This window comes from Spirosoma sp. 48-14 (assembly GCF_001898575.1).
GTDB lineage: Bacteria > Bacteroidota > Bacteroidia > Cytophagales > Spirosomataceae > Spirosoma.
Genome location: NZ_MKUD01000072.1, coordinates 1 through 14,560 on the forward strand (window position 1 = coordinate 1; position 14,560 = coordinate 14,560).

General features: G+C 45.6%; 10 protein-coding genes and 1 pseudogene. 4 read left to right on the top strand and 7 right to left on the bottom strand.

Translation table 11 applies throughout. From position 1 onward, the window contains the following. Positions 1-333: 333 nt before the first annotated feature. Complete coding sequence (locus BGO59_RS30300) at positions 334-1,290, top strand: hypothetical protein (RefSeq protein WP_293690467.1); 957 nt, start codon at positions 334-336, stop codon at positions 1,288-1,290. A gap of 479 nt (positions 1,291-1,769) precedes the next feature. Here BGO59_RS30300 and BGO59_RS30305 read toward each other — a convergent pair whose 3' ends face one another. The 3 genes from BGO59_RS30305 to BGO59_RS30315 all read right to left on the bottom strand — a co-directional run bounded on the left by BGO59_RS30305 (position 1,770) and on the right by BGO59_RS30315 (position 4,029). Beyond that, positions 1,770-2,975 (bottom strand): hypothetical protein, encoded by a 1,206-nt coding sequence (locus tag BGO59_RS30305; RefSeq protein WP_293690469.1) that lies wholly within the window; start codon positions 2,973-2,975, stop codon positions 1,770-1,772. A gap of 8 nt (positions 2,976-2,983) precedes the next feature. Then, positions 2,984-3,742: a hypothetical protein gene (locus BGO59_RS30310; protein ID WP_293690471.1), complete on the bottom strand. Its 759-nt coding sequence runs from the start codon at positions 3,740-3,742 to the stop codon at positions 2,984-2,986. Between the two features lie 65 nt (positions 3,743-3,807). Continuing rightward, the gene (locus tag BGO59_RS30315; protein WP_293690473.1) at positions 3,808-4,029 is read right to left on the bottom strand and encodes a DUF2188 domain-containing protein; all 222 of its coding nucleotides are present in this window, start codon (positions 4,027-4,029) and stop codon (positions 3,808-3,810) included. A 126-nt stretch (positions 4,030-4,155) separates the two neighbouring features. On the opposite strand from BGO59_RS30315, the gene BGO59_RS30320 reads away from it, so the two are divergent. Together BGO59_RS30320 and BGO59_RS30325 are read left to right on the top strand one after the other, a co-directional pair. Beyond that, positions 4,156-4,497, top strand: coding sequence for a helix-turn-helix transcriptional regulator (locus BGO59_RS30320; RefSeq protein ID WP_293690475.1), 342 nt, complete (start codon positions 4,156-4,158; stop codon positions 4,495-4,497). Further along, entirely contained in the window at positions 4,494-5,036 is a 543-nt protein-coding gene (locus tag BGO59_RS30325) for an ImmA/IrrE family metallo-endopeptidase (RefSeq protein ID WP_293690477.1), read from the top strand. Before BGO59_RS30320 ends, BGO59_RS30325 begins: the two co-directional genes overlap by 4 nt. Positions 5,037-5,107: 71 nt before the next feature. Here BGO59_RS30325 and BGO59_RS30330 read toward each other — a convergent pair. The 4 genes and pseudogenes from BGO59_RS30330 to BGO59_RS30345 form a co-directional block, all read right to left on the bottom strand. Next, positions 5,108-5,365, bottom strand: a pseudogene (locus BGO59_RS30330) (helix-turn-helix domain-containing protein); the annotation flags it as partial. Between the two features lie 1,100 nt (positions 5,366-6,465). Then, positions 6,466-7,647 (bottom strand): SPOR domain-containing protein, encoded by a 1,182-nt coding sequence (locus BGO59_RS30335; protein WP_293690479.1) that lies wholly within the window; start codon positions 7,645-7,647, stop codon positions 6,466-6,468. Between the two features lie 21 nt (positions 7,648-7,668). After that, positions 7,669-9,345, bottom strand: a complete 1,677-nt coding sequence (locus BGO59_RS30340) for a TonB-dependent receptor (protein WP_293690481.1) — start codon at positions 9,343-9,345, stop codon at positions 7,669-7,671. A gap of 101 nt (positions 9,346-9,446) precedes the next feature. Next, positions 9,447-12,485, bottom strand: a complete 3,039-nt coding sequence (locus BGO59_RS30345) for a tetratricopeptide repeat protein (protein ID WP_293690483.1) — start codon at positions 12,483-12,485, stop codon at positions 9,447-9,449. Positions 12,486-12,682: 197 nt separating this feature from the next. On the opposite strand from BGO59_RS30345, the gene BGO59_RS30350 reads away from it, so the two are divergent. Then, complete coding sequence (locus BGO59_RS30350; RefSeq protein WP_293690484.1) at positions 12,683-14,536, top strand: M61 family metallopeptidase; 1,854 nt, start codon at positions 12,683-12,685, stop codon at positions 14,534-14,536. The last annotated feature ends 24 nt before the right edge of the window (positions 14,537-14,560 follow it).

The window sequence follows — 14,560 nt, forward strand, 5'->3', positions numbered from 1 at the left end:
AATCCAAGTTGCTCCACAAGTATTGTCCTTGATCCAAAATCGTGGCAAAACGAATTGGACAAAACCAAGATTGGCGATTTTGAGCTGGGTGAATTTCCCTGGAAAGAGCCCAGGCTGTCCAAACCCACCGACAATGATTTGTCCAGACAGTGGGCCGTCGTTTACGGGGTCTGGTAGTACGATGATAATAAGATCGTTCGCAAACGGGTGACTATCACCGGGCCAACGGTCGAGATCCGGCTGGCCAAGGCCGAGTGGATCATCAAAGCCCTAAAGGAAATGGCCTGAAAGGTCTGGGTCGGCACTCGGCCACAGGGCCTTCCTGAACTCAGGGTGACGCCTAAGCCCGGAGCCGATATTGAAATCACTCCTTCGCTACCCATTGCCAAAGCGGCTCATATCTACATCGCATTTTGTAAAAAGGCCTTAGCCGCTAATACGTTTAAGTCCTACCGGACGGGCGTGATGAAACTGCTGGGGTATCTGGAACGCCACCGGCGGGGCAATCTGGTACTGGACAAGCTGGAAGTAGCCGACGTGAATGAATTCTTAAACGAGCTGATCACCGTCGATGGGGTGTCTAACCGCACCCGTAATAATATCAAAGGGGCCTGCGGCACGTTCTTTAATTATTTTGCCAAGCTCGACCGCTCCAAAAAGCTCAAAAAACAGGGTAATCCCTTTGAAGATGAGGACGTGAGGATGCTTCCCTTTGTGCAGAACAAACACCAGTCGTATTCGCTTCCTCAGCCAAAGCAGTACCGTGAGGCCTGCGAGAAATTAGGACTGGATAATTTACTAACCTTCTGCCGCTGGATGTACTATACGCTGATGCGTCCCCATGAGGAGCTGCGCCGGCTCCGGGTGCGTGACGTGCGGACAAAAGTGATTTACGTGTCGGGTGATAACGATAAAACCAACGAAGGCGATTACGTTGATATACCATTACCTCTAGAGCAGCTCATCCAGCAGCAAAAGATCCGTGACTTTCCAGGGCATTACTTCGTCTTTTCTCAATCTGGTACGCCGGGACCAGTGATGGTGGGGCCGAAATTCTTTTATCGGCGGCATGTCAAAGTACTGGAGAAAATGAAACTCGAGGATAGCGGTCACGATATGTATTCCTGGAAGCACACCGGCGCGATCGCGCTTTGGACGGCTACCAAAGATATTGAACTGGTTCGCCAGCAGGCTCGGCATTCGAACATTAAACAAACGATTGAATACCTACGGGATTTAGGCGTTCGCTTGGCGGATGATGATAAGATACACAAGTTTCCAGTTTTTTGAATATTAGCCGATGGGGTTATCAATGAATTGAAAATTAAATAAGAATATGGACTTATTGATTAGCCTCATATTTTTTCATCAGCCACCAGTGCTCGGGAGATTCTGCTCCTTCCCAAATATGTCCATTTATGAGCCAACGCTCGTAGAGAAAAACCCATGAAACAGTCAATGGTATTAAATCTAACGCAATCCATAATCTACGAAAGGGAGAAATATCAGGAGGGTAGTATAGGCATAAACTTTGATCCCTATACATATGAATTGCTATCGAAGGGGTAATGCCTGGACTTATAACAAATACCTTATGTTCACGCTGCGATTTGAAAAAGATACATACCCTGTAAACAGATGACAGGTCTGGGTCGGAGATCTTGAAATCTACAATTATAGTTTCCCCACTCCTTTGGATTCGACAGTGGGGAAACTTTTCTTTGATTAATTCGATCTGTACAAATTGTTCGAACTTCGAATAACCTTCATTATAGGAGGCTTTTATCATCGTAGTGATTACGTTCTTTTGGTACAGATACACCAGAACCTCCAAAAACTATATTTACATTCTGACCTACCTTTGCTTGGCCAGATCTTAATGCGTTGGATTTATCAGCAAGGCTTTCAGCTCGAGCTTGTTCTTCGGATACGGGCGGAAATTCAGATCCGAAAAGCTTCCGCCAGTTATCATGCCAATCCGTTTCTTTAACAGAATCAAAAGCCTTGCGTGCGGTTTTTGCTGCATCCTTTACATAGTCATAAAATGCTACAAAATCTTCTGGATCTACTCGTTTCCATACGTTATGATCATCAACTCCTCGATCCCATAAGATAGGGGTTCTCTCTAAAATGCGATCAATTGAATATATAGTAACAATACCTTCAAGTGTTTTAACAATACCTTCTTCAACAGATGTAATATTGTCTGGACAGCAATCGCCAACCATATGTTCGATTGGGTATCCTTTAGGATATTTTAGATCAGTAAGTTTGGATGTTCGCCACCACTTAATTGCTTTGACGACATTTATAAAATGGGTATTCGTATTTTTGTTTTTATCTCTTGTCCAGCGGATTTGCTCCAAAGGGTTTGTTTGAACCCAACATTTTGCATCACGGTCTGGAATCCATAATGGTTCAGATTTCCATTCTACAGCATTTCGTACGGATTGTTCGAATAGAGAAGACCAATAACTTCGGTGATTTGGCTCTGCCCAACTATTAACGAGCCTCCAGTCGTTATTAAGGTCTTCTAAAGAGAATTCAGTCGTTACACTTTCAGCCCTAAGTTCTTTCTGGGCAGCTTCAGAGGGTGCAGACGTTATAACTATATCCAGATCAACATAGGACAGTTTTATGCCAATCGAACGCCCATTGATTTTATACTTGCCATCATAGTATTTCTTAACAAAGGGTTCAAACTTATTAATTGCCTCTTCTGGAGTTAACTCATCCTTGTTAAGCGTAGTGACTACTATAATATCAACATCAGCCCGTTTGTTATTTTTTGGCTTGACGGCTGTTGCTCGTCTGTAACTCCCTTGTAAAAAGGTACTAACAATTACGGAAGAAAGCTCCTCATCATTATTTAACCGCCTAGTTAGAGTTTTATGACCCATGATCAGGTCATCTCTTTGTGATTTGGTTAATCGGATGTTGGCAAGAAATTCATTAAAACTAGATTTTCTAGACATGGCGTGAATTAGTTTTGATTGGTCTGTGAATGGTATTTAAGTAGGTTAATGAAATTGCCTACAACTTGAGTGCGGATATTAGCTGCAGCAAATCGAGTTGAAGCATTACTTGTAGTCCGTATTTGACCTTTGCCTATATAAAAGCACAAATTCGGATGTGCTTCAATAAAAGCCTCTACTTCCTCGGGAAGCCAATGGGCTCCTTCATTGTTAATGATTATGCAATCATTTTGCGTAAATGTCGCTTCACTAAGCTGCTCTAGATTAGTAAGAGCTGATACTGCAAAACCATGCTTTTTAAAGAGATCAAAATGATAATTATCATTTCCGCTCGCATGTGATAGCATGACGATGTTGTGAGCTTTTTTTACCCTCTGCTCATGGTCATACTCTTTTAATAAGGCAATAAAATCTGCTCTACGATCAGTAAATATTGTAGTTATTTTTTCATTTACCGCTTCTTGGATCTTTTTGTCTATTTTAAAGTAGTAGGTAAAAATTGCAGAAAGAATAACGAATAGTGTAGCTGCTCCAAAGGCCAAAAGAATGGATTTAAAATTTTCAAAATATGGCTCGTAGGGGCTAATTTTACTTGACAGCTTTGTATGTTTTAAACTTAAGCTTGTTAAGCTATCTTTTAACAATTTGTTATCCTGCTCAAGCTTGATTAAACGACTCTCTAAGGTAACAGGTGAATTTTGTTGCTGACCTCTTACTGGCGCAAGAGCGTACAGAATAAAAATTAGGGTAATAATAAGATGTTTCATTTTTTTTAGCTCTTATGGAAAAAAAATGCTGAGTAACAAAAGTGTTCACTCAGCATGCCCAATGTTCAACCACGTGGTGGGAAGTTGTCGTTCCCAAACGAATCCCGTCTATTAATCTTACCATCCTTGCTATGTATAAGTAGCTCAGAATGGTTGTCTTTGGCTTTTTGACGGCCAGCCTCAATTGCTTCCTGTTGAGTAGGCAGCACCTTTGAGGCTTTTTGATTACCCTCGATTTTAACTGCCCAACCTTTTTCTCTTGGGGTGATGTGAATGTTTTTGCTCATTTTAATGTTTGTTAAAATTGACATAATTGCAAATTTAAATAAACAAATTGAATGTCAAAAGAGTTGGAGAAAAAAAAGTTGTCAAGTATGACTTGACATATTGGTTTTATTCAGTACTTTCACGGAATGAATCAAACACAGCAGGCTCTCCTATACGAAATAGTTGGGAGTAATATAAAGAAGAGACGTACGGAAGTTGGGCTAAACCAGACGGCATTGGCCAGTAAACTGCATTTAAGCCGAACCTCAGTCGTCAACATTGAACAGGGACGTCAACATCCCTCTTTACATCTATTGTGGCAGATAGCAGAATGTTTACGAACGACTGTCGTAGCATTATTGCCAAAAGATGAAGAACTAATTTTAAATAAAAAGTCAAATCCTGACCAAGTTAATAGAGCTGTTGAGAATAGCGATTATAAAGAAATTGTAAGTCAGTTCATGCATAAAATAAATGAAACGTCATGAATCGCAAACGACAAAAGCAGATAGAAGAATTGGCAACGCAAGTTCTAATGGAGACTGGTTGCTATAGAACCCCCGTTGATGTTAATTTAATCGCGGCTAAAAAGGGTGTTAATATCAGCCCCTATGATTTTGGCGAAGATGTTACTGGAGTATTAATACTTGAAGGAGACAAGGCAACGATTGGGGTCAACAAGAATAATAATAACAACGATCAAAGACGTAGATTTACGATTGCCCATGAATTGGGGCATTTCATACTTCAGCATCAACGCTCAGGAGTATTCGTTGATACCCCTACACAGTATTTTACCATTTTATATAGGGATTCAAAATCATCAACAGGTGAACATCTACAAGAAAGAGAAGCTAATGCTTTTGCTGCTGCACTATTAATGCCTGAAAAGTTGGTTATGAATTACCTTAACAACACCAAATTTGATTTTAAGAAAGATGATATAATTCAATTGCTGGCTAAAGAGTTCGATGTGAATCCGCAAGCAATGAGTTTTCGTTTATCAAATCTAGGACTGGTTTGGTAAAATAATTTTTTTGCTATCCAAAAAAAAGCTGTCTCATTTTTGAGGCAGCTTTTTTTGGATAGCCATTATTAACCTATTTCAATGCCTCGATGCTTTAAGTATTTGTACAACGTCGTTTTGGAAATGCTTAGTCTTTTGGCAATCTCTTGCACCGAATACTTATTTTCTCTATAAAGACTTTCAGCAGCGAGTGCAGTACGCTCGGCTTCTTCAGACAGTCCCTCTTTTCTTCCAAGTTTTTTACCTCGGCGTCGAGCAGATGCCAAGCCTGCTTTTGTACGCTCTCGAATGATTTCTCGTTCAAATTCAGCTAGGCTGGCAAAAATGCTGATGGCATATTCAACATGGATTTGCCTATGATGAATATCAGATATTGCCCATTTTGTGGCAAAAATCTATTTGAAATTTACCGTGACGACAGCTACGCTAACGAAGTAGAAGGGCAGATAATTTGCTACAGCCTCAGCCCTTTTTAAACAGGAATATATTGAGTATTCGGTTAGCAAAATACTGGAATTCGAAATGTACCGTTAGGCAAAAAAACAACTCTTTACTCCTTATGAAAATCCTGTTTTACATCTGTTTAATTGGCTCTCTCTTGTGTGCTCAGATACAGCCTACGTTCGCCCAGGAAAAGAGACCAGTCAAACCGCTATTCGCTAAAGGTGACTGGCAACTCGGTTTAAAGGTAGGTCACGGGCCTAGCCCCTTGTTAGGGACCAGGAATACGACACAACTCGCAGCAGGTTATTATATCGTCAATGGGTTATTGCTTGGTCTAACTAGCTCGTATACTACAGAATTGGCTGAACCTGTTCTACATAAAAATGTCCTCTCGGCAGGTCCTCTCATTCGCTATCAATTTATCTCAGGTCGACTTTCTCCGTATACCGAATCGGCTTATCAACTCGGACGACGGAGTACCGAAATGGAGCAATCCCTATCGTTCACTCTTGGGTTAAGTGTCGGCCTGGTTGCTGGTTTAAGGCTGGATCTCGGATACAACTTTCAATATATAAAATCAAACTATTTTCAGGGTGGGGCTGACCAAACCCATATAGGGATTAATTATTTATTTAGATCGAAACAATAGAGTAAGGCATTAATTTATAGTCTATTCGTATAACGTGAGTTGTTAAAACAAGATTGAAGAGTTTGTAAAGGGCATTACCAAAGTTGCAATTTTTGAATCGGCAATAGCCAGATTTAGTTTATGATAGGGCAAATGGACTGGCTGTTAGGAAATATCCGCTTTAATTCGGCCAGTAAGTATATCGTTTAAAAAGCGCTTTATTTCATTGAGCGCCTGCATGAAGTACGTTGTCATAATTTGGTTTGGGCTAAATAGGTTGATTGTCAGTTAAATTAGGGTAAAAGATTAGCCAGCCCTGGAAGGACTGGCTAATCTTTTGAACTATAAAAAAGCGTATTAATTCTTTAAAATCCAGGATTCGGTTCCGGCTAGTGAGTCGATAGCGGCCATCTTCGCAACGGCTTCTGAACGGATGGCCGAACCGGCGGCAGCCACTTTATAGCGTTCCTTTTCGCCAGTTTCCGGCATAATGATAAACGCATCTGTATATCCTGCTTTGCGCAATTGACGACGTAAGCGAAGAGCATTTTGCTTGCTCAGAAAAACACCAGCGATGACCGTAAAGTGAGGTCCTGTAGGCTGCGGCTTTACAGTTGCTATGGCAACTTCTGGTTTTGCAACGGCTTCGACCTTCGTAACGGTAGCTACACTTAGCTTCTCCTTATTATCAGAAGAACGCGCTGGCTCTGGTTTTGTGGTCACCTCGTTTACCGAAACGGGAGTCGGTTCTACAGGAGCCGGCTTAACCGAAGCTGTTTGTTCAATTTGAGCATGTGCTACGGGAGCAGGCGCTGGTTTCTTGACGGAAGTAGCTTTAGGAACTGCCTCTGTCGTTTTGGCTGGCCGATCCATTAGCCAGGTCGTAAACCGAAATAAATTAGCCGGATCAAGGCTACTCTGGAACGGTTGTCCTGGTTCCAAAACGGAAAAGTAACTAAACGCTCCCAGCGATCCTACCAATAAAGCGATAGCCGCAACACGCCAGTAAGGACGGGAAGGACGATACGGGGTTAGCGTTACGTCTTCCTGGACTTTTACAGGACCAAGTGCGGTTGTGACGGGAACAGCTTCGATAGAGGATTCTTGCAGGGACTGTTTGGCGACGGACTGCACTGATACCGGGCTCAGTCCATAGGATTCACCAAAAAAGTTATGTCGTAGACTGGGGCCAAACTGCAAGCGGCCCTCGTCGTTATAGGTGAACGTACCGATACCTTCCAATTCGAACCGACCTGTGGTTTCGACCTGCTGACGGAGCTCATTGACAAATGAGCTGATATGCCGCTGGGCACCTTCGCGCGTGACGGGCTCATGCAGCATGATGTAATTGGCCAGAATACCATCGTCCAGACGAAGGGCCTCGTTGAACGCTACCCGTTTGCGGGGGGGCAAATACAAGCCGGAGGCCTCCGTAAAACTAGCTGGTTGATAGTGGGTCAGAAAAGCCCCTAACTCGGGGACAACTACGCAATCGTACTGATACAGCAACTTTTTAAGATAGTCGTTGACGGAAGCCATAGTTGTCGGTTGGTGGTCAGATTAGAATGAATAGCTAATTCCTCCGAGAAAGTTAAGCCCTTGTGTTTGATAATACAAATACCGCTGGTAATTCTGACCGAAGATGTTATTTAATGCAACGAATGCTGCTACCTGCTTCCCTAGGAAATAGTCAATTTTCAGGTTGGCATCATAAATCGGTTTTAGGGTGTAGGCAACCCCCGACACCATATTCTTATTCTGGATGCCCTCATAAAAGTACAAATCGGCCGTAACGAATAATTTTTTATTCAGAATATACGAGTTCGTCCAGGTAGCCGTAGTGCGCGGACGGCCCCAGGCTGCTTCGAGTCGATCCAGTCCATAGTTAAAAAAGTCTGCTTTCAGGGTAGACCGGAACTTGTCTTTCAGCGTGTAGCCCAATTGCCCCGAAATGGTAAGCACATTGGTAATGCCGCCATCATAAAGCACAAAGAATTTGGTCGTGTCGGGGGCCGTGTTGTTAAACGTTGAGAAGTTCCGGTAACGGGCATACGACACTTTACCTTCGTACGAAAAACCACCTCCCAATGTACCCTTCGATCCTCCGTAAATATCCAGCGACTTAACAGTGTTAGCCAATAGAACTTGTGGAGCAAGCCACTTATTCTCAGCTAGTAACGAACGCAGCGTGTTTCGGTTAATATCACCGTCGACACCCCCAAAAATATGGATGTTTCCAACAGGAGTGACGTCAATATTGGCCACAGGGAAGGCGCGGGTGTCGTTGATATTCTGTCGCTGATCGGTCTGGTTGACCGCATTGACGCCAACTGTCAGCGTAAACAGCGGGGAGGTGTATTTAAAAGTAGGCTTCACCCGGAACAGATTTCGATTGTCCACAATATTACCATCCGACCGCTGGGTTAGGTAAGCATCGGCAGACACCAGGGCGAAAACATTGTCGGAGATGCCGAGCGAAGCATTCAGATTGGTTCCCCAGTCGGTTTCGGATGCATTGAAGCGGTCTCGTAACGAGGTAATGCCTGTTCGGAGCGAATAGTCGATGGCGTTATCCGAATTTGCGTTTTCAATACCCAGCTTAAAGTTGATCGTATTCAGTCGCTGCTTGATCTGATCGGGGTTGAAGCTGGATTGGGTGGCGTATTCGCGACTATATCCGTAAAAATTGTACGCATTCCGGTCGAAACCAAGGTCGGCCTGGAGCTTGAAAGCATCGGCGAGGTACTTACCCGTTACCCGTACGCGTGTATCACTCTGCGACGAATTCTTACCATCCACCGGCCCCAACCCGGATGATAAATGCCGAACAGAGCCTTCCAGTGCCAGATTCGACAGGTTATTGATGCCTACAAACCCTTCGCCCAGAAACGAGCTGTAATTTCCGGCCCCCAATTTAACGTAGTTGCTGTAGGCTGGTGTATCGTCGGCCTGGCCTGTAGCCGGAGGCAGTATTGTTGGGTTGATGCGAGGATCACCAACAGTTAGTTTTCGATCCTCAAATTCATAGGTTAGTCTCCGCTGTTCGGCCGAAGGTTTTACGGAGGGGATCTTGTTGAAAACCCGATTGGCAGGAGGCAGTTCAATTTTACGGCTCTTCTCGACCGTAATTTCCTGACTATCGACTTCGCCTTCTTTGGTCGGGCGGGTTGGCTTTGGCTGCTGAGCAAAAAGCGTTGTTGAAAGGCAGGTTAGAAGAAGTATGTTTCGTATTTGCATAATAGTGAAAGAGCGAAAGAGTGAACGAGCGAAAGAGTGGAGGGCTGAAGCGAAAACCTATCGGATGAGTTCGCTCGTTCACTCTTTCGCTTTTTCACTCTTTATTTTTCCAGAGCGGCCAGTTTTTGTTTCGCTTCGGTAATGATGGCTTGATCGGATGAGTTTTCGATGATCGAATTCAGAACGGCTTTGGCCTGGGCAACTTCGTCGAGGGCAACATTATTGTCGGAAACCAGGATGAACGCTTTGCCTTTCCAGTATTCGAAATCGCCAAACTGCTCGTTAAATTTCAGAAGAGTCGTTGTCGACTCTTTGTATTTTTTCTGCTTGTTCAGGATAGCGCCGAGGTAATATTGGGCTTCAGCTCCATTAACGTCCTTGGCTAGAGCGATGGTTTTCTCAAAATCAGACTGTGCCGTTTTGTAGTCACCTTTGCCGAAAGCTACTTTACCCAGCATCAGCTGTGCCCGATTTTGAGCGCCGGGAACGACGTTACCCGCCGTCAGAACCTCGCGGGCCAGGATAGCCGCCGAATCAAGTTTTGGGTAAACGAAGTAGGTATCCATCATACCCAACTGAGCGGCAACCTGCTCAGCTTTCCCATTGGCTCTGGCCATGATAATCTGGTAATTCCGAATGGCACGAGGGTAATTTTTCTGTTTTGACTCCAGATCGGCTGCTCGGGTAGCTGCCCGAACCAGATAATCCGAACGGTTGTCGTTGATGATCAGGTTGTAATACCGAAGTGCGTTCCCTGCATCATCCGTTTGCCGGTACGATTCGGCCAGGTAGTACCGGGCTTCGTTGGTGTTTGGGCTGGCTGGATACTCCTGCATAAACGACAGCAACGACTGAATGGCCTGCGGGTATTTCCCACTGGCATAAATATCCTTGGCATTTTCGAACTGTACCCGCTCTACGTCGCTACTGCCCGGGTTCCCTTTTTTGTACTGACCCAGTACCTGCGAGAACTCTTCCGGCCGACCAGCATCATTTAATGTATTCTGAATGCCTAGCAGGGCACTTTGCGCCTGTTCCGAATTGCCATAATTATCCAGAATACGTTTGTAGTCGGCAATGGCGGGGTCGTATTGCTGGATATTGCCATAGGCGATGGCCCGTTTTAATAAAGCGGCTGGGATAAGCGAACTGTTGGGCTTATCCTGTATGAGTTTGGTATAGCCCTGAATAGCAACCTGATAAGCTCCCCGTTCGAAATCGACGTTGGCTTTTTGCAGTAGCGATTCATCGACAAAGCGCGAGTTTGGGAATTGACGTTGTACCTGGTCGAATTGCGCTTTGGCTTCGGCATCGCGACCCACATAACTCAGGATGACCGCTTTCTGATAGGCTGCATAGTCTTTGTCGGGTGCATTTTGTGCAATGGCCTGGTCGTAATAGCGCATGGCACTCTCGTATTGCTTACCCGCAAAATAGCTATCGGCTAGCCGGATGGTAGCATCCTGAACCTGTTCCCGGTTGTCGGCATCGCTTCCGCGACTCACAAAATCCCGGAAATAGGGGAGGGCACGGGTGTAGTCTTTTTTGTTGTAATACGCATAGCCCAGCCCATACAGGCTTTTGGTTGCATACGCTCCCGAACCCGATTTGGCGATACTGGCATACAGGGGAATAGCTGTATCATATTGTTTACCAGCCGAATACGATTCGGCTTTCCAGAACTGGGCAGCCTGTTGCAACTCATTGTCGACTGGGTATTTGAGCGACTTATCCAGATTCGCAACGGCCTGAGGATATCGTTCAGCGTTAAAATCATTGACGCCCTGGTTATAGGTTAGTCGCTGGTAGGTGGCGTTGATTTTCGGTGTTCGACGTTTCAGGCTTTCAATATAGGCGATGGCGGCCGGGTAATTGTTCGATGCTGAGTAAGCCTCTCCGGTCAGTTCATTGGCTTCATTCTCAAACTTACTGCCGGGATATTGCTTCAGGAATGCCGTCAGTTCTTTAACCGCATCGGCTCCATTGTTCTGATCCAGTTGCAGTTTGGCGTGCGTAAACCGGGCTTCTTCCTGAATATCCTTATTGAACGACAGTCGCCCAGCCTGATCGAAGGCATTTAGCGCGTAGGTTGGGTTCTGCGTCTGTAAGTAGCTCACACCGAGGGTATAAGCTGCGTATTGCGCGGTGGTGTCTTTACCACCCGCCAGGGGTTTCAACTGCGTAATGGCATCGGCATAAGCTCCCGTCCGAAATAAGGATTGGCCATACCGGAACTTAACCGCAGCCGGTGCTTTGGCCCCTACAGCACTGATATACTGTTTGTAGTACGGAATAGCGCGGGCAAACTGATTTTGCTGGTAAAATACTTCAGCAGTAAACAGAGCCACTTCACTAAGCAGCGAATTGTTGGATCGTTTGAGCAGAGGTTCGGTGTAGGCCAGCAGATCGTCGTACCGGCGTTGTTTATAAAGGGATTGGGCAATCCAGTTCGGCACCTCGTTCTGATAGGTCGGATTTTTTTCGATCCGACGGAAGTCAGAAACGGCTTCGTTGTAGTTCCGATTCCGGAAATTAATGACCCCGGCATAGTAGGAAGCGGCTGGTGCATTGGCAAAGCTGGGGTCGAGCTTCACCTCGTTCAGCAAGGGCAATGCATGCTGTAAATCCTGCGTATTGTAGTAGGAGAGGGCTAGCTGGTATTTATACGTTGTTTGTTGGGTATTGCTTCCGCCCTGAGCTACCGCTTTTTCCAGAAAATCGATGGCTTTAGCGTAATCCTGCCGATTGAAGTAGTACGTACCCAGATCGCCATAGAGCTGCCCGGCTTTGGGGTGTTCGCTATGATTTTTAACGAACCGATCCACCAGCAACTCAGCCCCTGGCTCGTCGATATACAAACTGGTCAGGGCAACGTAATATTCGGCTTCGACCGCGTTTTGGTCGCCCGTGTTGAGCAGGGTTTGAGATCCGTCGCCCCGTCGAGGTTCCAGGTATTGGCGGAATTCGTAACGGGAGGCAGCATAGTTGGCTTTTTCGAAAAGCTCCAGCCCATTCCGATAGTGGTAATCTGGCTCTGCATAGCTTTGGGTTCGCTGTGCCGATACGGTACGTGTCAAAAATACCCCAAAGATCAGTAGGTAAAGCAAACGGTGACTGATTTGGGAGCTTGTGTAGGGCATAAATGAAAAGTAAAGTTCAGATTTCAAGCGCCAGATGACGTATGTATCAAACGATTTTACGCCAGCAACTTGAAACATTGTACTTGAAACAATAATCTGGAAACTATTTATTATCTGAATTGAGTCGTAGTTTCGCTGATAAATTGACAAATATCAGGTCTATTCTGGACAAAAAACGAAGGTATCTCTCTTTCCGTATGAAAAAAAACGCCCGGCTTCTGTATTTACTTACTATCTGGACATTTTTTACCCCACGATCATCAACAGCGACGACTTTAGTATCCGATGAAACTCCGCCTGCCGTAACGCCAAGTGTTACTTACGTGCTCTCGATGCCCGAACCACAAACACACTATTTCGATGTTGAAATGCAGTTGAAGAATGTAGCGGCTGCGACCAATGCGAAGAAAAACGGCTATATCGACATCAAAATGCCGGTCTGGACACCGGGTTCGTATCTGATTCGGGAATACGCCAAAAATGTGGAAGCCTTTACCGTTTCGGCGGGAGGAAAGGCTGTCCCAAGTGAAAAAATCCGTAAAAATTCCTGGCGGGTATACACGGGCGAAGACAACCTGACTATTCGCTACCGGGTATATGCCAACGAGCTTACCGTACGAACCAATTTTGTCGATGCCGATCATGGGTATGTGACCCCGGCCGGGATGTTCATGTACCACGACGCGCTGAAAACGATTCCGCTTCGGGTGGTTGTTCAGCCCTACAAAACCTGGACAATGGTCTCGACGGGGCTAGAACCTGTTTCGGGCGAAAAATTCACGTTTGAAGCCCCGGACTTTGATCGGCTGGTCGATTCGCCGATTGAAATTGGCAACCAGAAAACATTTACGTTCACAGCTTCGGGCATTCCGCATACCGTAGCGATGTTTGGCGATGTTGAGTATGACGAAAAACGACTTGCTGCCGATTACAAGCGGGTCTGTGAAGCGGCTGCTACGGTGGTGGGTGAACATCCCTGTACGCATTACACCTTTATTGTGCATCACATTCCGCCGGGAGGAGGTGGGCTTGAACACCTTAACTCAACTACGCTCGAAACCACCCGGAATGCTTACGCGACCGAATCGAACTATAAAGGATTCATGACGCTGGTAGCTCACGAATATTTTCACCTCTGGAACGTAAAACGCATCCGCCCAATCGCGCTGGGACCGTTCGACTACGAGAACGAAAATTACACGCACATGCTCTGGTTATCAGAGGGTTGTACGTCATTTTATGAAGATAATATTCTGCGTCGGGCGGGCTTTCATACGCCAGAAGCCTACCTGACTATTGTGGCAAACGACATAACCGTGATTGAAAATCAGCCGGGTGTACGGGTGCAGTCGGTGGCCGAGTCGAGCTGGGATGCATGGATTAAAGGGTATCGGCCCAACGAAAACTCCGCTAATACGACCATTTCGTATTACAGCAAAGGCAGCGTGTTGGGAACACTCCTGAATCTGGCGATCCTGGCCGGGAGCAACGGCGAACGTAGCATGGACGACCTGATGCGGTTTCTGTACAATGAGTACTACAAAAAGCAGAAACGCGGCTTTACGGATGCTGAATTCCGGCAGGCGGCTGAACAGATGGCAGGTCGCAAACTCGACGATTTCTTTACGACGGCTGTCAATACAGCTGATCCGATCAACTACAACGCCTATTTTGAGCCTGTAGGCATGCAATTAGTAAATGTAGCCTCGAAAACTCAGGATGGTTTTCTGGGCGCAGGGGTTAGCCCGGCCAATGGCAAATCGACCATTACGAGTGTTCGTCGTGGGTCGGCTGCGTACACGGGCGGATTGAATGTGGGCGATGAAGTCATTTCGATTGATAGCGTTCGGGTAGGGGATGACCTGCTCCGGCATATTAGTGGCCGTCGGGTAGGCGAAACGATCAAGGTGCTCGTAAACCGGGCGGGCTTTCTGCGTGAAATCCCTATTACCCTATCGCAAAATCCACTGGTTAGCTACCGTCTGGAGCCACTCACTAGCCAAACACCCGCTCAAAAGGCTTTGTATAATAAGTGGTTGTTTATTAAGTAGACGGTCATTGAACCGCATCGGCGG